The following is an 18,028-nucleotide window of genomic DNA, read 5'->3' as shown; positions in this document are numbered from 1 at the left end:
GGTGATCCTGGCCAAGCGGCCCGAGGTCGATCGTTTCCTGAGGTCGCCGGACGCCGGCGTCCGCGCGGCCGTCATCCACGGCAAGGACCGCTCGGGCGTCACCGAGCGCGCCCTGACCCTCTACAAGGCCATCACGCCCGACCTGAACGACCCGTTCAACGTCACCTTCCTGACCGAGGCCGACATCGACGGCGATGCGGTCAAGCTGGAAGAGGCGCTGACGGCGCTGAGCATGATCGGCGGGCGTCGCCTGGTCCGCATCCGCCTGTCGGACGGCAAGGCCAGCGTCGACAAGGCCATCGCCGTCGCCCTGACCGTCCATGCCGAGGGCGGCTACAACCCTGACGCCATGCTGGTCATCGAGGCCGGGGCCCTGGGCCGCGAATCCGCCCTGAGGAAGGCCGCCGAGAAGTCGCCTGGCGCCGTCGGCATCGCCTGCTACGAGGATGAGGTCGGCGATGTGGCTCGCATGACGCGCGAGGCCCTGGGCGCCGACAAGGTGGGCCTGACCTCGGACGCCCTGGACCGTTTCGTCGCCCGCCTGCCCCGCGAACGCGGCCTGATGCGTCAGGAGATCGAGCGGCTGGTCCTCTACATCGGCCCCGGCTCGGGCCGCACCATCGACACGCCGGAACTGGAAGAACACCTCGGCGTCGAGCCTGACGCCTCCTTGTCCGACGCGGCCCTGCAAGCTTTTGGCGGACGCCCCGGCCCGGCCCAATCGGGCCTGCGGCGCGCCCTGGCCGAGGGTGAAAGCGCCGTCATGGCCGTACGCATGGCCGCCATCCACCTGGGAAAGCTGCGCCGCATCAACGTCCTACAGGCCGCCGGCGCCGGGGCCAAGGAGGCGGCGAAGTCCGCCGGCGTCTTCTGGAAGCAGGAGGCTGAGATCCTGCGTCAGGTCCGCTCATGGCGGCTGGAACTGCTCGACGAGGTTCAGGACAGCGTCAACGCCGCCGACATCGCCACCAAGACCACAGGCATGCCCGAGGCCCTGATCGCCGAACGCCTGCTGCTCGAAATCGCCGCCCGCGCCAAGCGCATCGGGCTCTAGGAAACCGCTGTTTCCTTCTCCCCTTGTGGGAGAAGGTGGGCGCCGGAGCCGCTCGGATGAAGGGTAGAGTTCAGCGCACTGAACGGACAAGCCTGGGCCTGACGCCCCCCGCATCCATCCCCCTGCGCGAAGCCTTCGCTAGGCTAGGCCGCCGAGCACCGGCGCCCCAAAAAGCCCTGGATCAGCCCCGCTTCGAAGCCTTGCGGAAGGCGGGCTTGTTCGCCGCCGCAGCCTGACGCTGCATCACCTTCTCCGCCCCGCGCGCGCCGCCCTTGGTCCCCGCCGGTCCCGCCTGGGTCCCGGCCTTCTTGGCCGCGAGGGCGCGTTTCAGGGCTTCGGTGGCGCTGATCTTGTCGGTCGCTTCAGTCATGGCCGCACCCTAGCATGGCCAGACCCAAAAGGCCCGTCAGCCGCGCATCAGACGCCGGCACAGGTCGTCGAGTTGTTCGAGGGTGCCGTATTTGATGGTGATCTCGCCCTTGCCGCCCTTGTCGGCCAGAAGGACCTTCAGGCCCAGGGCGTCGGCCAGATCCTGCTCCAGGGCGGCGACGTCGGCGGCGCCCTCCCCGCTCAGAGCCGGCTTGGCCTTGGACGGTTTGGGACCCTCGGCGGCGCGGCGGGCCAGGGCCTCGGTCTGACGCACGTTCAGGCCCTTGGACAGGACCTGTTCGGCCAGGGCCTCGGGGTTGGGGGCCGTGATCAGGGCGCGGGCGTGACCGGCCGAGAGCCGGTTCTCCATGACGTGATCCAGCACGCTGTCGGGCAGTTGCAGCAGGCGAATGGTGTTGGCCACATGGCTGCGGCTCTTGCCGACCACGCCGGCCAGGGCGTCCTGGGTGCGGCCAAAGCGCGACATCAGCGAGCCATAGGCCAGGGCTTCTTCGACCGGATTCAGATCGGCGCGCTGGACGTTCTCAATGATGGCGACCTCCATCACTTCGACGTCGTCCATGGCCCGTTCGATGATCGGCACGGCCTTGAGGCGGGCCGCCTGGGCCGCACGCCAGCGCCGCTCGCCGGCGATGATCTGCCACATGCCGTCCTCGCCCGGCTGGGGGCGCACCAGGATGGGCTGCAGCACCCCCTTGTCGCGGATCGAGGCGGTCAGTTCTTCCAGGTTTTCGGCGCTGAAATACTTGCGCGGCTGATCGGGATTGGGCTTCAGGCTCTCGATCGGCACGGCGCGCACGCCCGTCGGCTGAGCGCCGCCGTCCACCGGCGCGCTCTCGGCGACGTTTTCTCCCAGAAGGGCCGAGAGACCACGACCCAGACCACGTTGACGTTCGGACAAGATGCTGTTTCCGTTCTACTTAATCGAGATAGCCGCCGATCAGGCGGCGAGCGCCTGACGGCGCTGGCGTTCACGCGCCACAAGCTCACGCGCCAGCTTCAGATAGGCCTGGCTGCCGGTGCATTTCAGATCATAGATCAACACTGGCTTGCCAAAGGACGGCGCCTCGGACACCCGCACGTTGCGGGGAATGACGCTGTCATAGACCTTGTCGCCGAAGTGGGCGCGCACATCGGCCGCCACCTGCCCCGACAGGGCGTTGCGGCGGTCATACATGGTCAGGACCAGGCCCTGGATCTCCAGCGCCGGATTGAGGCTCTGCTTGACCATGTCGATGGTTCGCATCAGCTGGGTCAGGCCTTCCAGGGCGAAGAATTCGCACTGCAGCGGCACCAGAACCGCATCGGCGGCGGCCATGGCGTTCAGCGTCAGCAGGTTCAGCGACGGCGGGCAGTCGATCAGGACATAGTCATACCGGGAATGACCATTTCCGCCCTGGGCCGCCAGGGCGTCGCGCAGGCGATAGGAGCGGCGATCCGCCTGGCTCAGCTCAATCTCGACGCCCGACATGTCGGCGTCGGCGGGAACGATGAACAGGCCCGGAACCGAGGTTTCCACCGCCGACAAATCGATGGGGCGGCCGTCGACGATAACGTCATAGATGGTCGCCCGGCGTGTTTCACGTGGAACACCCAGACCCGTCGAGGCATTGCCCTGCGGGTCCATGTCGACGATCAGCACCTTCTCGCCGATCGCGGCCAGGGCGGTGCCCAGGTTGATGGCGGTTGTGGTCTTGCCCACCCCGCCCTTCTGGTTGGAGACGGCCAGGACTCGGGTCTGTTTCTCGCGATCAGCGGACACGGCGAAGGCTCCGGACAGAAACAATGCGGCCGCGCGGGTCGCTGCGCGAGACGGAGAGGTCGCTCTTAAACTGCCAGACCTTGGCCGCCTCTTTCAACTCGGCTTCGGCCTTCTCCCCCTTCAGGAAGAGACCTTGTGCACCGTGCTGGAAGTAAGGCTGTGCATAAGCCAGCAGTTTCTCCATCGGCGCCACGGCGCGCGCGGTGACGATCTCGACCTCGACGTCCTGCTCCTCGGCCCGGCCGTTGATGACCGTGGCCGGCAGATCGAGCGCATCGACCACCTGTTGCAGGAAGCGACAGCGCTTGCCCAGGCTGTCGATCAGCCAGACGTGGGCGTCGGGACGGTCCTTCAGCAGGATGGCCAAGACCACGCCTGGGAAGCCAGCGCCGGCCCCGAGATCAGCCCAGGTCAGGGCCTCGGGCTGCAAGGCCAGCAGTTGGGCGCTGTCCCAGGCATGGCGGTTCCAGAAGTCGGGAATGCTATCCGGACCGACCAGGTTCATCACCTCATTGGCTTCGGTCAACATACCGAGGAAGGCGGTCAGATCGGCGATCTGGGCTTCACTGGCGCCGGTGTGGGCGCGGAAGGCGGCGACGGGGTCCAGGCTCACGCGACAATGGTCTCGACTTCTGCGGCGAGCGAACTCGCCTTCTTCACATGGGCCAGAAGCGCCGTCAGGGCGCCAGGGGTCATACCCTCGATGCGTCCGGCCTGACCGAGGGTCAGGGGACGGATCATGGCCAGCTTCTCACGGACCTCATTCGACAGGCCGCCGATGGCGGCGTAGTCGAGGTCGGCCGGCAGGCTCAGCCCCTCCTCCCGGCGCAGGGCCTCGGCCTCGGACGCCTGGCGATCCAGGTAGCCGGCATAGACGGCGTCGATCTCGACCTGCTCGCGCACGGCGGGCGACCAGTCGGCGATCTCCGGACGAACAGCGACGAACTGGTCCAGGGTCACATTGGGGAAGGACAGAAGATCGCGGATCGAACGGCGCTGGCCGTCGGCGTTGACCGTGATGCCCAGGGCGCCCGCCTCCTTAGGCGTGAACTGGGTTTCACGTGAAACACGGTTCGCCCGGTCCAACTGCGCGGCCTTATCCAGCCATACCTTGGCGCGGTCGTTGCCGACGATCCCGGCCTCGATGCCCAGACCCGTCAGGCGCACATCGGCGTTGTCGGCGCGCAGGGTCAGGCGGTATTCGGCCCGGCTGGTGAACATGCGATAGGGCTCGGTGACGCCGCGCGTCACCAGGTCGTCGATCATGACGCCGATATAGGCCTGGTCGCGACCCAGGATGATCGGGTCGGAACCGGCGGCGGCGCGGGCGGCGTTGAGGCCGGCGATCAGGCCTTGGGCCCCCGCCTCCTCATAACCGGTCGTGCCGTTGATCTGGCCCGCCAGATAGAGGCCGGGGCGCTTCTTGACCTCCAGCGCCGGGGTCAGTTCGCGCGGATCGACATAGTCGTATTCGATGGCGTAGCCGAAGCGGAAGACCTCGACCGCTTCCAGACCGGGCATGGTCCGCAGGAAGGCCATCTGGGTTGCGTCGGACACCGAGGTCGAAATGCCGTTGGGATAGACGGTGGGATCGTCCAGACCTTCGGGTTCGAGGAAGACCTGATGGCTGGTCTTGTCGGCGAAACGGACGACCTTGTCCTCGATCGAGGGGCAATAACGCGGGCCGCGCCCCGACAGCTTGCCGCCATAGACGGCGCTCTCGCCCAGGTTCTCGGCGATGATGCGATGGGTGTCTTCGGTCGTATGGGTGATGCCGCAGGCGATCTGCGGCACCTCAATCCTGTCGGTCAGGAAGCTGAACGGCACGGGCTGATCGTCCGCCGCCTGCATCTCCAGCCGCTCCCAGGCGATGGTGCGGCCGTCCAGACGCGCAGGCGTGCCGGTCTTCAACCGCCCCATCATCAGGCCCGAGCCATAGAGGTCGGCGGCCAAGCCCACGGATGGGGCCTCGCCAAAGCGACCCGCCGCGATACGCTCCTCGCCGCGATGGATGACGCCGTTGAGGAAGGTGCCGGTCGTCAGAACCACGGCCCCGGCGCGAAGCTCGATCCCCTCCCCTGTCGTCACGCCGACTACCCGGTCGCCGTTCAGGATCAGAGCCTCGGCGGTGCCGGCCATCAGGGTCAGGTTCGGCGTCTGGGCCAGCTCGGCCTGCATGGCTTCGCGATAGAGACGACGGTCGATCTGGCTGCGCGGACCGCGCACGGCGGCGCCTTTCGAGCGGTTCAGCAGACGGAATTGGATGCCCGACACATCGGCCAGACGGCCCATGACGCCGTCCAGGGCGTCGATCTCGCGCACCAGATGGCCCTTGCCCAGACCGCCGATGGCCGGGTTGCAGCTCATCTCGCCGACGGTTTCCAGTTTCTGGGTCAGCAGCAGGGTACGGGCGCCGGCGCGCGCCGAGGCCGCCGCGGCTTCACAACCGGCATGGCCGCCGCCGATGACGATGACGTCGAAAGAGGTCGAGGGGGAGGAGCTCATGGCCGAGGACATAGTCCATCCCGGCCGAAATCGCCACTGGAACGACGCCGATGTTTCACGTGAAACACCGGAGTTCGACGACTACTTGCCGATGCAGAAGGTCGAGAAGACCTCACCGAGGATATCCTCAACGCCGATGGCGCCCGTCACCCGAGCCAGAGCATCGGCGGCCCGGCGCAGATCGTCGCCCGCCATTTCCGGCGCCAGGTCGAGGGCGCGGCGCCCGGCCTCGACCGCGGCCAGGGCCTCGACAAGACGGCGGCGATGACGTTCGCGCGTGACGGCAGGGAAGTCGGCGCCGGACAGATCACGCGCCAGCCGGGCGGCGATCCAGTCGTGCAGTTCCGACAACCCCTGTCCGGTCGTGGTGCTGATGGACAGCGCCTCCAGCCGGTCGTCGGGCGCCGCGGCGCCGAGGTCGGCCTTGTTGAGAATCTGCAGGTCATCGCCCTGAACAAAGGCGGCGGCGAGATCCTCGCCCACCCCCGGCGCCCGGACCCAGAGACGCAGATCGGCCTCCTGCGCCCGCAGACGCGCGCGGCGGATGCCCTCCGCCTCGACCACGTCCTCACTGTCGCGCAGGCCGGCCGTATCGGACAGGGTGACGGCATAGCCCCCGATCATCAATTCGGCGTCCAGGACGTCGCGGGTCGTACCGGCGATGGGGGTGACGATGGCCGCCTCGCGCGCCGTCAGGGCGTTGAACAGCGACGACTTGCCGGCGTTGGTCTCGCCGATCAGGACGATGCGATAGCCCTCGCGCACGCGTCGTCCGCGATCGGAATCGGCGAGGGCCGCGCGCAGATCATCGGCCAACTGATCCAGAACCGGCCCGGCGGTGCGCGCCAGGTTGTCGGGGACTTCCTCGTCGGGGAAGTCGATCTCGGCCTCGACCAGGGACAGGGCCTTCAAAAGGTCGCGGCGGAAACCGGCGTAGGCATGGCTGAGGGCGCCGTCCAGCTGACCCAGGGCCTGAGACTTCTGCGCGCTGGTTTCGGCGTCGATCAGGTCGGCGACAGCCTCGGCCTGGGCCAGGTCCATGCGGCCGTTCTGGAAGGCGCGACGGGTGAACTCGCCCGGTTCGGCGGGGCGGACATCAAGGGCGATCAGGGCGCGGCTGGCGGCCTCGATCACGGCCCGGCCGCCATGCAGATGCAGCTCGGCGCTGTCTTCGCCGGTATAGGAGTTGGGGCCAGGGAAGCGCAAGACCAGGGCCTGATCCACCATCTCGCCATCGTGGCGAAGCGTCCGCAAGGCCGCCAGCCGCGGGGTCAGACCCCCTGCCCCGAGCGCGCTCAGGGCCGCATCCACGCCCGGCCCGGACAGACGGATGATGGCGATGGCGCCCCGCCCCGGCGGGGTGGCCAAGGCGAAGATGGTGTCGGCGTTGGAACTCAAGTCGTCAGCCCTTGGGCGCGCCCGTGACGGCGGCTTCCATCAGACGACGGAACTGATCCTGGGCCTGAACGCCGAAACTGGTCCAGGTCTTCATCAGTTCATCGGGCTGCATGGCCGCCATGTTGGCGTCCATCCGCTTCTGCATCTCGGCGACCAGGTGGTCGTTGAGCGGCGTCACGTCCGGCAGGCCGAGGAAGGCGCGGGCTTCGGCCGGGGTGCAGTCGATCTCGATGTTCAGCTTCATGACGCCCTCGCGTGTTTCACGTGAAACAGGCCCTCAAGCAGCCGCCCGCCGCGCGGGCGGCGCTAGGGCCGGAATTATGTATTCATGGATTGGAAGAAGTCGCCGTTGTTCTTGGACTGGCGCAGCTTGTCGAGCAGGAACTCGATTGCGTCCTGCGGACCCATGGGGTTGAGGATGCGGCGCAGGACATAGGTCTTGGCCAGTTGGTCCTTCGGCGTGATGAGGTCTTCCTTGCGGGTGCCGGACTTGAGCACGTCGATGGCCGGGAAGATGCGCTTGTCAGCGACCTTGCGGTCCAGCACGATTTCCGAGTTGCCCGTGCCCTTGAACTCTTCGAAGATGACCTCGTCCATGCGGCTGCCGGTGTCGATCAGGGCCGTGGCGATGATGGTCAGCGACCCACCCTGCTCCACATTGCGCGCGGCGCCGAAGAAGCGCTTGGGCCGTTGCAGGGCGTTGGCGTCGACACCGCCGGTCAGCACCTTGCCCGACGACGGAACGGTGGCGTTGTAGGCGCGGCCCAGACGCGTGATGGAGTCCAGCAAGATCACCACGTCCTTCTTGTGCTCGACCAGACGCTTGGCCTTTTCGATCACCATTTCGGCCACGGCGACGTGGCGGGTGGCGGGCTCGTCGAAGGTCGAGGCCACGACCTCGCCCTTCACCGTGCGCTGCATGTCGGTGACTTCTTCGGGGCGTTCGTCAATCAGCAGGACGATCAGGAAGACTTCCGGGTGGTTCTTCTCGATCGACTTGGCGATGTTCTGCAGCATGACCGTCTTACCCACGCGCGGCGGGGCGACGATCAGGCAGCGCTGGCCCTTGCCCAGCGGGGCGACGATGTCGATGACCCGGCCCGAGCGGTCCTTCAGCGTCGGGTCCTGGATTTCCATGTGCAGCCGCTCTTCGGGATAGAGCGGCGTCAGGTTGTCGAACAGGACCTTGGTCTTGACCATCTCCGGATCTTCGAAGTTGATCGTGTCGACCTTGAGCAGGGCGAAGTAGCGCTCGCCCTCGCGCGGTCCGCGCACGGCGCCGTGCACCGTGTCGCCCGAGCGCAGGCCGAAGCGGCGGATCTGCGACGGCGAGACATAGACGTCGTCGGGACCCGGCAGGTAGTTGGCGTCGGGGCTGCGCAGGAAGCCGAAGCCGTCCGGCAGGATCTCCAGCACGCCCGAGGCGATGATCTCGACCTCTTCGTCGGCCAGGGTCTTGAGGATGGCGAACAGCAGGTCCTGCTTGCGCAGGTTGCCGGCGTTCTCGATGTCCAGGCCCTCGGCGAAGGCGACCAGGTCTTCCGGCGTCTTCTCGTTCAGTTCTTGCAGGGTGATGCGGCCGTTGGGGACGATCGGCTCGCCGTCCTCGTCCTCATCGTCGGCCGTGGTGTCGACGCCGGTGTCGTCGTTGACGATTTCCACGACCGCTTCGATCTCGACTTCCGGTTCCGGCGTCGGTTCGGCGGCGGCGCGCGACCCACCCAGGGTCAGCGTCTTGCGCGGACGTTCCGCAACAGTTTCAACCACTTCCGAGGACTGGTCGTTGTTTTCAGGGGTGTCGGTCATGGCGTGCTCGCTCACGCGCTCGGACGCGAAGTAGCGTCGAGGGCGGTTCGTCTGTCGATGTCGCGGCCTTGCGGCCAGAGGGAGGACGACGGGGTCCCGCAGGATCGATCCGGCAGGCGTCGCAAGAAGAGAGGGACCGCCCTGCGGATCGCAATGGGATCACGCCGAACGGTTCACCGTCAGCGGAACCACGAAAGGACAGGCGGGGTCAAGCGGCGTCTTTCCTCCCCATTCCCATGGGGAGGTGGATCGGCGCTGCAAGCGACGAGACGGAGGGGGCGACAGGACGTCCGCCCTCTGTGCCGCCCCCTCCACCACTTCGTGGTCCCCCTCCCCATGAAATGGGGAGGAAAAAGAGGTCACGCGCGCCCTAGAACGTCCATTCCAGCGTGACCGACAGCACCATGACGATGGCCAGCAGGAAGGGGATCTCATTGGTCATGCGCCAGAAGCGGCCTGAGTATTTCGAGGCGCCGGCGGCGATCTTCTTCCTCTGACCGGCGAGAAAGCCGTGCCAGGCCGCCAGCAGGAAGACGCCGGTCAGCTTGGTCACCATCCAGGGCTGATGGGCAAAGCTCCAGTCCGCGCCATCGCCGCTGCGCAGCCACAGCAGCCAGCCGCCGAAGATGAAGGCCAGGATCATGGCCGGGTTGATGATGATGCGCAGCAGGCGAGTCTGCCACAAACGCAGCAAGGTCTGCATCTCGCTGCGCAGCGGCTCGGGCTTGGCGTTCTGTTCGGCGTCATAGGCGAACAGGCGCGGCAGGAAGAGCATCCCCGCCATCCAGGCGATCACCGCCAGGATGTGAAGCCCGCGGGCCAGGTTGTAATAGTCCATGACGCTCCCCTCGGCCGATCAGGCTGCCTTTGAACATCCGCCGGGGCAGGCTTTCAAGTGGGCGCATGGTCCACCCCTAGACAGGCCCTGCGGCGCCACGCCGGGCGTTTCCAGCGCGGACTCGACGGCCTGGGCCAGGGCGGCGATGAAGGCCGGCTCCACCCCGACAGCCGGCGTACGCAGATAGGGGGCGCAACCGACCTGTTCGGCCAGTTCGGCGTATTCGTGATCCAGCTCGACCAGGGTCTCGATGTGTTCCGAGACGAAGGCGATAGGCACGACCACGGCGCCGACGCCATCCCGGCCCGCCTGTTCGATAGCCTCCGGCGTGGCCGGACCCAGCCACTTCATCGGCCCGACCCGGCTCTGATAGCAGATGGCCCAGTCGGTCAGCCCCATGCGGGCGACGACGGCGGCCACCGTGGCCTCGACCTGGGCCTGATAGGGATCGCCGGCGGCGACCAGCTTTTCGGGGATGCCATGGGCCGAGAACAGCACGCGCACCGGCTGGCCCTCGGCCCTGTCCATGGTCTCGCGGATCAGTCGGGCCTGGGCCTCGATCAGCCCTTCGGCGTCGGGATAGCAGCAGACGGCGTGAAGCTCACCGGACCCCTTATAGGCCTCGCGCCAGGCCTTCAGCGACGAGGCCGTCGTAGTGGTCGAAAACTGCGGATAGAGGGGCAGAAGCACCACATGATCGGGCTGAAACTCGGCCACCGCCCTGGCCGTGTCCTCGGTAAGAGGATGCCAGTAGCGCATGGCGATGAAGACCTCGGTCTCGTCGCCCGGCGCCGCGTCGGCCAGAGCCTCCGACAGAGCCGCCGCCTGTTTCAGGGTCTCCGGCAGCAGGGGCGAGCCGCCGCCCATACGGGCATAATTGGCCTGGGCCGACTTCTCGCGCCGCGACGAGATCAGCCGGGCCAAAGGCGTGCGGACGATGCCCGGCAAACCGATGATGGCCGGGTCGTTGAACAGGTTGAACAGGAAGGGCTTGACCGCGTCCGGCCCGTCCGGCCCGCCGAGATTGGTCAGCACGACGGCCACGCGCCGGTTCGGACGACTGGTCTCGGCGGTCTGGCTCATTGGGCGCCGATCCGGCGCAGGACCTGCTCGACATGCGCGATCGGCACGTCCGGCAGGATGCCGTGGCCCAGGTTGAAGATCCACGGACCCTGGCCCCAGGCCTCAAGCAATTGGTCGACCCGGCGATCCAGAGCCTCGCCGCCGGCGCGCAGCAACAGCGGGTCAAGCGCGCCCTGGATCGGCTTGATGGCCTGGACCCGTTTGCCGACCTCCAGGGGGCAGGCGGTGTCCAGCGCCACGGCCTGAACGTCGCACTGGGTCGCGTAACGCTCTGCAAGCGCCGCAGAGCCCCTTGGGAAGCCGATGAGCGGCACGGTGACCCCGAGGGCCCGGGCGCGGGCCACAAGCGCCTGGTGAGGCTTCAGGACCAGGGTTTCGAACAGATCGTCGGGCAGGCCCTCGGCCCAGCTCTCGAAGATCTTCAGCACCTGGGCGCCGGCGTCCTGCTGCATCTTCAGATAATGGGCGGTGGATTCGACCAGAACCTCCAGCAGGGCGGCGACCTTCTCGGGCTCCGCATAGGCATAGGTGCGGGCCGCAGCCCGCTCGCCCTTCATGATGGTGCGGGCTTCGCCGTCCAGCATATAGGTGGCCACGGTCCAGGGCGCGCCGGCGAACCCGATCAAGGCTTTCGACGGATCGAGTTCAGCGCGCACCAGGCTCAGGGTCCGACCCACTGACTTCAGGGCCTCCCCGGCCTCGGAGGCCAGCTCCCGCATCGACTCCACCGGCGGCAGGGCGCCGAGGCGCGGACCTTCGCCGGTTTCAAACCAGACCTTCTGACCCAGGGCGCCGGGGATCAACAGGATGTCGGCGAAGACGATGGCGGCGTCAAAGCCAAACCGGCGCATCGGCTGAAGCGTCGCCTCCGCCGCCATCTCCGGGTTCATGCAGAAGGCGATGAAGTCCGGCGCCTTGGCCCGCAGCTCACGATACTCGGGCAGGTAGCGCCCGGCCTGACGCATGAACCACACGGGCGGACGGGTCGTAGTCTGGCCCTGGAGAGCCTGGATCAGAAGAGGAGTGCTCATGCTCTGGGCTTTAGGATGCACACCCCCAAGCCTCAATCCCTATTCAGATTTAAGAATTGAAAGAAATTGGAGGTTGGAAGCAGGGGGCTGGAACGCGGGGATAGAATCCGATCCTCCCGCTCATCGACAGACTTCTCCCCGATTTCGAGTGAACGAATCCGGCGACCTTCGTCATGGTGTGTTGATTGCGGGGATAACCCGCTTTGAGTCCGCTATGACGGGAGTCCCATCTGGGCGCCGTTGTGGGAAAGGCGCCGGGCGCCAAATTTGGACAAGGCGCCTTATCCCCTGGTGAGGATAGAAATTCGGCGCCTGTATGAACGACTCTAGGCGCCGTTCGGCCATCGGCGCCCGCGATCCCCGCTCGCGACCCGCGTCGGAGCTTGCTAGAGGATTCGGCGCCCAATCGGCGCCCTGTCGGCGCCCAGGCGATGTCGAACGGCGCCCAGGCTTTTGCACAGGTCTTCGGGGACAGAGTCAGAGCCTTTCCGGGCGTGAAGGATGAGGAGACGATCAGAGCCATGAGCCCCGCCCGCCCCTCGTCGCGTCTCGCTACCTATTTTCATGTCCATCTGGTCTCGGATTCGACCGGCGAGACTTTGAACGCCATGGCCAAGGCCGTGATCGCCCGTTTCGACGGGGTCATTCCGATCGAACACATCTATGCCCTGGTCCGTTCGCCCAAGCAGATGGAGCGGGTGCTGGAGGAAGTGGCGGGCGCGCCGGGCGTGGTGCTGCACACCCTGGTCGACCGTGAATTGCGCGAACAGCTGGAGGAAGGCTGTCGTCGGCTGCAGACGCCGCAGATCGGGGCGCTGGACCCGCTGGTGGGGGCCCTGTCCGGCTATCTGGGCACCAATATCTCGACCCGCGTCGGCGCCCAGCACGCCCTGGACCATGGCTATTTCAATCGCATCGGCGCCCTGGACTTCGCCATCGCCCACGACGACGGCCAGGGCACGCTGGAGCAGTTGGAACACGCCGACGTGGTCCTGTGCGGCGTTAGTCGGACGTCGAAGACCCCGACCTGCATCTATCTGGCCAATCGCGGCATCCGCGCCGCCAATGTGCCCCTGGTGCCCGGCCAGGAAGACGGCGAGCGGCTGACGCAGCTGAAGAATCCCCTGGTCGTGGGTCTGACCGTCTCGCCGGATCGACTGGTGCAGATCCGACGCAACCGGCTGGAGGGGCTGAACGCGGCCCGCGCCTCGGACTATGTCGATCATGACGCGGTGCGCGACGAGACGGTCAAGGCGCGTCGTGCCTTCGAGCGGCGCGGTTGGCCGACCATCGACGTGACCCGCCGCTCGGTCGAGGAGACGGCGGCGGCCATCATCAACCTGCTGAGCGAGCGGCGCAGCCGCCGCCAGGACACCCCAGGAGCCTCGACGTGACGACGACTGACGGTGAACGCCTGATCCTGGCCTCCAAGAGCGCAGCAAGGCGCGCCGTCCTGACTGACGCCGGCGTGCCCTTTACGGTTCAGGTCGCCGACGTTGACGAAGACGCGTTGAAGACGCCGGGCGTCGATCCGGTCGAACTGGCGGTGGAACTGGCGCGGGCCAAGGCCCTGGCCGTGTCGCGCCACGACACCGAGGCCTGGGTCCTGGGCGCCGATCAGACCCTGGCCTTTGACGGCGGCCTGATTTCCAAGGCCCCGACCTTGGCGACGGCGCGCGAGCGACTGATCGCCATGCGTGGACGGACCCACCAATTGCATTCCGGGGCGGCCCTGGCCCGCAACGGCCAGGTGGTCTGGTCCGGCGTGGATACGGTCGAGATGAAGATGCGCGACTTCTCCGACGCCTTCCTTGACGCCTATCTGGCGGCGGAGGGCGAAGCCCTTTTGGCCTGCGTCGGCTCCTACCGGCTGGAAGGCCTGGGCTCGCAGCTTTTCGAGGCGGTCGAGGGCGACTATTTCACCGTTCTTGGCCTGCCGCTTTGGCCGGTTCTGGCCGAACTGCGCCGCGCCGGAGTGATTGTCTCGTGAGCCCCTCCCCTGCTCTTGGCAAGAACCGCATCACCGGCGCCGCCATGCTGGCGGGCATCGCCGGCCAGCCGGTGACCCATTCGCTCAGCCCGGTGATCCACAACGCCTGGCTACAGGCTGGCGACATCGACGGCGCCTATATGCCGTTTGCGCCGAAAGACGCCGCCGGATTCGACGCCCTGGTCGCCGCCGGTCGCGCCGGTCTGATCCTGGGCCTGAACGTCACCGCCCCCTTCAAGGAACAGGCCTTCGCCTACGCCGATGAGGCCAGCCAGGCGGCTCAGGCCACCGGCTCGGCCAATATCCTGGTTTTCGAGGCCGGTCGGGTGCGCGCCGACAGTTCTGATGGCGTCGGCGTCCTCTACGCCCTGGCCGAACAGGCGCCGGATCTGGAGTTGAAGGACGCCGTCGTGGTCATGCTGGGCGCCGGCGGGGCGGCGCGTGCCGGCGCGGGGGCCCTGATCGAGGCCGGGGCGCAAATCCGCATCCTCAACCGCTCGCGCGACCGGGCCGAAGCCCTGGCCGCTGATCTGGGACCCGCGGTCAGCGTCGCGGATGAGGCCGCTCTGGCCGAGGCTGATCTGGTCATCAATGCGCTCAGCGTCCAACCGACCATCGACCTGTCGGTTCTGAAACCAGCCGCCGTGGTCATGGACATGACCTATAAGCCTGTCGTCACGCCCTTCCTCGCCGCCGCCCGGGCGCGCGGCCTGACCACGGTGGATGGTCTGGCCATGCTGATCGGTCAGGCGACGCCTTCGTTCACTGCCCTGTTCCGCCGTCCTCCCCCGCCGCTGGACCTGCGCGCCCTGTTGTTGGCCCATCTGGGAGAGGTCGCGTGATCATTCTCGGCCTGACCGGCTCGATCGGCATGGGCAAGTCGACGACGGGGCGGATGTTCGCCGACGAAGGCGCCTTGCTATGGGACGCCGACGCCGCCGTGCACCGCCTCTATGGGCGCGGCGGGGCGGCGGTCGAACCGCTGGCCCAGGCCTTCCCTGGCGTGGTCGTGGACGGCGCCGTGGACCGCACCCGGCTGGCCGAGGCGCTCGGTCGCGACGAAGGCGCCTTCAAGCGCCTGGAAGCCATCGTCCACCCTCTGGTGGCGCAGGACCGCGCTCAGGATCTGGCGGCGGCGCGGACCGAAGGCGTGCGGCTGGCCGTCCTCGACATCCCCCTGATGTTCGAGACCGGCGGCGACCAATTCGTGGACGCCGTGGTCGTGGTCACCGCCGATCCCGAGGTTCAGGCCGCCCGCGTCCTGGCGCGCCCCGGCATGACGCGCGAGCGTTTCGAGGCCATTCTGGCGCGCCAGACGCCTGATGCCGAGAAACGCCGCCGCGCCGACTTCCTGGTCGATACCGGACGTGGGCTGGACGCGGCGCGCGAGCAGGTGCGTCAGATTGTCGAGACGGTGCTGTCGCCCGATTGGGCCAGGCCTGTGCGCGTCACATCTTGACGCCGCCCGATCCGCCAACAGACTGGGGGATCGTCGAGGCCTCGCCTCTGGCCGATGGGATCGGCGGTCAGGTTTGGCGGGCGCGACGCCGGAACGGCGAACCGGTCGTGATCAAGCACGTCAGCGCCCAGGCGGCGGCGGACGCCAGCCACGCCACGGCCTATCTCGATTGGCGGGACGGCCGGGGCGCCGTGCGCTTGCTGGCCCGCGACGGCGACTGGCAGATGCTGGAGGACGCCGGGGAGCGCACCCTGGCCCAGGTGCTGGATCAGGACGGGGACGCCGCCGCGACCCTGATCGCCGCCGAGGTGCTGCGGGTTCTGCACGTCCCTTCGGCTCGCCGCGCCGAGGGCCTGCAGACCATGAGGGATCGGTTCGCCGCCCTGACGGCGGCGGCCGAGCGCGAAGGCGGTCTGTTCGTCGAGGCGGGCGACTGTCTGAGGACCCTGGCGGGCGGGCCGATCCAGCCGCTGCACGGAGACCTGCACCACGACAACATTCTGTTCGGCGCGCGCGGTTGGCTGGCCATTGATCCGCACGGCCTCATTGGCGACCCGGCCTATGACGCGGCCAACCTGCTCTACAATCCGCTGGAGCGTCAGGATCTGCGGACGGACCCGGCGCGGACGCGACGTCTGGCCGAGGTTCTGGCGCCGGCGGTGCAGCGGCCCGTCGCTGCGGTGCTCGGCTATGGCTTCTGTCACGCCTGCCTGTCGGCGGCCTGGCATCTGGAGGACGGAAACGTCGCCGAGGCCGAACGCAGTCTGGCGGCGGCGCGCGCCGTTCAGGTGGCCCTGAAGCCGGCTTGAGCCTTTCGCAAATGGCCGAAGACCGGCATTAAGGGGCATGGCCCGCGAAATCGTTCTCGACACAGAAACCACAGGCTTCGACCCCAAGACGGGCGACCGTCTGATCGAGGTCGGCTGCATCGAGATCTACGACCTGTTGCCGACCGGGCGGACCTTTCACCGCCTGGTCAATCCCGAGCGCCTGATCCCGCCGGACGCCATTCGGGTCCACGGCATCACCGACGAGCACGTCAAGAACGCCCCCAAGTTCCATGAGATCGCGGCGGATCTGTTGGAGTTTGTCGGCGATGCGCCGCTGATCGCGCACAACGCCAACTTCGACCGCAACTTCATCGACTTTGAATATAGCCGCATCGGCCAGAAGCCGCCCGAACAGGCGCGCTGGATCGACACCCTGCAACTGGCGCAGAAGCGCTTTCCGGGCATGCCCAACTCGCTGGACGCCCTGTGCAAGCGCTTCAAGATCTCGCTGGTCGACCGGACCCTGCACGGCGCCCTGATCGACTCCCGCCTGTTGGCCGAGGTCTATCTGGAGCTACGCGGGGGTAAGGAGCGGGCCCTGGATCTGACGAGCGCCCGCAGCCCGCAGGCCATGGCGGCGGCCGCGACGGTCAGTCACGGCGCGCGGCCCAATCCCCTGCCCTTCTTCTCGACCGAGGCGGAACAGGCGGCGCATCTGGCCTTCCTGAAATCGACGCTGAAGGACTACAGCCTGTGGGCCGGCTATGGCGTCACCGTCGAGGTCGAAGCCAAGGACGAGGCGGCGGCCTAGAGCGCCGCGTCCATCAGGATGTAGGTTCCGGGCCTGTCCTGATAGGCGTCGATCTGCGGCACCAGGCGGCGGAAATGTTCGCTGGCGCAGTGGGCGTCCAGCGCGGCCTGATCGGGCCATTCCTCGATGAAGACGAAGTGGCCGAGCGCGCGCTGATCCGTGAACAGATCATAGGCGAGGCACAACGGCTCGGCGCGCGTCAGCCGCACCAGTTCGCGATAAAGCGGCATGACCGCCTCGACGTGCTCGGGCTTGATGAAGTCCTCGGCGATGACCTTCAACATCACGGTCCCCTCTCAGAATAGAAAAGGGGCGCCCCTTCGGACGCCCCCAGCCTTCCGCTCAAGCAGCCCGTCGCCGCGCGACGGGCGTTAGCGGTCTTCTTAAATCAGGCCTGGCCAGTCTCGGCCGGACCGCCGGCGATCTGCTGCTGGCGGGCGACGTAGATGGCGGCGAAGTCGATCGGATCGACCATGAAGGGCGGGTAGAAGCCGCCGTCCGAGGTGGCCTGGGCGATGACCTGGCGGGCGAAGGGGAAGAGGTAGCGCGGGCACTCGATCAGCAGCATGGGTTCGATGTCCTGGGGCGCGACGCCGCTCAGGGCGAACAGGCCGCCATAGACGAGTTCCACGTGAAACACCGGAGCCTTGTCGTCGCCGGTCGCCTTGACCGACAACTTCAGGTCCAGCTCGAACAGGCCGTCGGGACGGCCGGCGGCGTTCATTTCCACGCCCATGTCGATGGCGGGCTTGCCGTCGATGCGCAGGCTTTCCGGCGCGCGCGGGTTTTCAAAGGACAGGTCGCGGACGTACTGGGCCAGGATGCGGAAGCCGGGACCGGCGGGCTGGCCCTGGCCTTCCAGCGTCGTGGTCTGGCCGTTGGCGGTATCGGCGGGGGCGGTGGCGTCGGTCATGAAGGAAAGCCGTCAGTCTGAAAACGAGGGACGCCGGACCGCTCCGGGCCCGGGGTGAAGGGCCCGCGACTACCACGGCGAGGCTATTGGCCGCAACGTCGAGACCGGCGTTCTGGACTCCCCTCGCCTTGCGCCCGGCGGGAACGCCCCCTAATCCTCGGAACAACAGATGCGCGCCCGTTGACCCCCGCTGGGCGCGCGCCAATCAGGTGAAGCCC

The 18,028-nt window shown here is 67.5% G+C and carries 20 protein-coding genes; 7 read left to right on the top strand and 13 right to left on the bottom strand.

The genetic code is table 11. The features are described from left to right. Nucleotide 1: 1 nt before the first annotated feature. On the top strand, nt 2–1,054 hold the full coding sequence (gene holA / locus CQ039_RS12355; protein ID WP_105564213.1) for a DNA polymerase III subunit delta: 1,053 nt from the start codon (nt 2–4) through the stop codon (nt 1,052–1,054). A 181-nt stretch (nt 1,055–1,235) separates the two neighbouring features. Here the strand turns inward: holA and CQ039_RS12350 are convergent, their stop codons facing one another. From CQ039_RS12350 to hemE, 11 genes are all read right to left on the bottom strand, one after another. Next, nucleotides 1,236–1,424, bottom strand: a complete 189-nt coding sequence (locus CQ039_RS12350; protein WP_105564214.1) for a hypothetical protein — start codon at nt 1,422–1,424, stop codon at nt 1,236–1,238. A 36-nt stretch (nt 1,425–1,460) separates the two neighbouring features. Then, complete coding sequence (locus CQ039_RS12345) at nt 1,461–2,345, bottom strand: ParB/RepB/Spo0J family partition protein (protein ID WP_105564215.1); 885 nt, start codon at nt 2,343–2,345, stop codon at nt 1,461–1,463. A 39-nt stretch (nt 2,346–2,384) separates the two neighbouring features. Further along, nucleotides 2,385–3,206, bottom strand: a complete 822-nt coding sequence (locus CQ039_RS12340; protein WP_105564216.1) for a ParA family protein — start codon at nt 3,204–3,206, stop codon at nt 2,385–2,387. Then, nucleotides 3,196–3,819 (bottom strand): 16S rRNA (guanine(527)-N(7))-methyltransferase RsmG, encoded by a 624-nt coding sequence (gene rsmG / locus CQ039_RS12335; protein ID WP_199183641.1) that lies wholly within the window; start codon nt 3,817–3,819, stop codon nt 3,196–3,198. Before rsmG ends, CQ039_RS12340 begins: the two co-directional genes overlap by 11 nt. Continuing rightward, nucleotides 3,816–5,711: a tRNA uridine-5-carboxymethylaminomethyl(34) synthesis enzyme MnmG gene (gene mnmG, locus CQ039_RS12330; protein WP_199183642.1), complete on the bottom strand. Its 1,896-nt coding sequence runs from the start codon at nt 5,709–5,711 to the stop codon at nt 3,816–3,818. The genes rsmG and mnmG overlap by 4 nt, the downstream gene beginning before the upstream one ends. An 81-nt stretch (nt 5,712–5,792) precedes the next feature. Continuing rightward, the gene (mnmE, locus tag CQ039_RS12325) at nt 5,793–7,109 is read right to left on the bottom strand and encodes a tRNA uridine-5-carboxymethylaminomethyl(34) synthesis GTPase MnmE (RefSeq protein WP_105564218.1); all 1,317 of its coding nucleotides are present in this window, start codon (nt 7,107–7,109) and stop codon (nt 5,793–5,795) included. Nucleotides 7,110–7,113: 4 nt separating this feature from the next. Beyond that, on the bottom strand, nt 7,114–7,353 hold the full coding sequence (locus tag CQ039_RS12320) for a DUF6489 family protein (protein ID WP_105564219.1): 240 nt from the start codon (nt 7,351–7,353) through the stop codon (nt 7,114–7,116). Nucleotides 7,354–7,427: 74 nt separating this feature from the next. Then, entirely contained in the window at nt 7,428–8,915 is a 1,488-nt protein-coding gene (gene rho, locus CQ039_RS12315; protein ID WP_369831558.1) for a transcription termination factor Rho, read from the bottom strand. Between the two features lie 370 nt (nt 8,916–9,285). Next, nucleotides 9,286–9,753 carry a CopD family protein gene (locus tag CQ039_RS12310; protein WP_105564220.1) on the bottom strand — a complete coding sequence of 156 codons (468 nt, stop codon included), beginning with the start codon at nt 9,751–9,753 and terminating at the stop codon, nt 9,286–9,288. 18 nt (nt 9,754–9,771) lie between these two features. Next, nucleotides 9,772–10,836, bottom strand: a complete 1,065-nt coding sequence (gene hemH, locus CQ039_RS12305; protein ID WP_105564221.1) for a ferrochelatase — start codon at nt 10,834–10,836, stop codon at nt 9,772–9,774. Then, a complete protein-coding gene (gene hemE / locus CQ039_RS12300; RefSeq protein WP_105564222.1) occupies nt 10,833–11,867 on the bottom strand; it encodes a uroporphyrinogen decarboxylase in 1,035 nt (344 codons plus the stop codon). Before hemE ends, hemH begins: the two co-directional genes overlap by 4 nt. Nucleotides 11,868–12,388: 521 nt before the next feature. Between hemE and CQ039_RS12295 the strand changes: the two genes are divergently transcribed. From CQ039_RS12295 to dnaQ, 6 genes are read left to right on the top strand one after another with little or no spacing between them, the layout of a single operon-like run. After that, nucleotides 12,389–13,261 carry a pyruvate, water dikinase regulatory protein gene (locus tag CQ039_RS12295; protein WP_105564223.1) on the top strand — a complete coding sequence of 291 codons (873 nt, stop codon included), beginning with the start codon at nt 12,389–12,391 and terminating at the stop codon, nt 13,259–13,261. Further along, the gene (locus CQ039_RS12290; RefSeq protein WP_105564224.1) at nt 13,258–13,857 is read left to right on the top strand and encodes a nucleoside triphosphate pyrophosphatase; all 600 of its coding nucleotides are present in this window, start codon (nt 13,258–13,260) and stop codon (nt 13,855–13,857) included. The genes CQ039_RS12295 and CQ039_RS12290 overlap by 4 nt, the downstream gene beginning before the upstream one ends. Before the next feature lie 44 nt (nt 13,858–13,901). Continuing rightward, nucleotides 13,902–14,699, top strand: a complete 798-nt coding sequence (locus CQ039_RS12285; protein ID WP_105564225.1) for a shikimate dehydrogenase — start codon at nt 13,902–13,904, stop codon at nt 14,697–14,699. Then, on the top strand, nt 14,696–15,316 hold the full coding sequence (gene coaE / locus CQ039_RS12280; protein WP_105564226.1) for a dephospho-CoA kinase: 621 nt from the start codon (nt 14,696–14,698) through the stop codon (nt 15,314–15,316). Before CQ039_RS12285 ends, coaE begins: the two co-directional genes overlap by 4 nt. Continuing rightward, nucleotides 15,313–16,125 carry an aminoglycoside phosphotransferase family protein gene (locus tag CQ039_RS12275; RefSeq protein WP_158256010.1) on the top strand — a complete coding sequence of 271 codons (813 nt, stop codon included), beginning with the start codon at nt 15,313–15,315 and terminating at the stop codon, nt 16,123–16,125. Before coaE ends, CQ039_RS12275 begins: the two co-directional genes overlap by 4 nt. Nucleotides 16,126–16,162: 37 nt before the next feature. Next, nucleotides 16,163–16,897: a DNA polymerase III subunit epsilon gene (gene dnaQ / locus CQ039_RS12270; RefSeq protein ID WP_105564228.1), complete on the top strand. Its 735-nt coding sequence runs from the start codon at nt 16,163–16,165 to the stop codon at nt 16,895–16,897. Here the strand turns inward: dnaQ and CQ039_RS12265 are convergent. Both CQ039_RS12265 and secB read right to left on the bottom strand, forming a co-directional pair. After that, nucleotides 16,894–17,181: a putative quinol monooxygenase gene (locus CQ039_RS12265; RefSeq protein ID WP_105564229.1), complete on the bottom strand. Its 288-nt coding sequence runs from the start codon at nt 17,179–17,181 to the stop codon at nt 16,894–16,896. The genes dnaQ and CQ039_RS12265 overlap by 4 nt on opposite strands. A 104-nt stretch (nt 17,182–17,285) precedes the next feature. Next, nucleotides 17,286–17,810, bottom strand: a complete 525-nt coding sequence (gene secB, locus CQ039_RS12260) for a protein-export chaperone SecB (protein ID WP_105564230.1) — start codon at nt 17,808–17,810, stop codon at nt 17,286–17,288. Nucleotides 17,811–18,028: the final 218 nt, after the last annotated feature.

The sequence above is a fragment of the Brevundimonas sp. MYb52 genome, from assembly GCF_002979535.1.
GTDB lineage: Bacteria > Pseudomonadota > Alphaproteobacteria > Caulobacterales > Caulobacteraceae > Brevundimonas.
The sequence above is the reverse complement of the archived record's forward strand: the minus strand, read 5'-3'. Positions and strand labels throughout refer to the sequence as shown.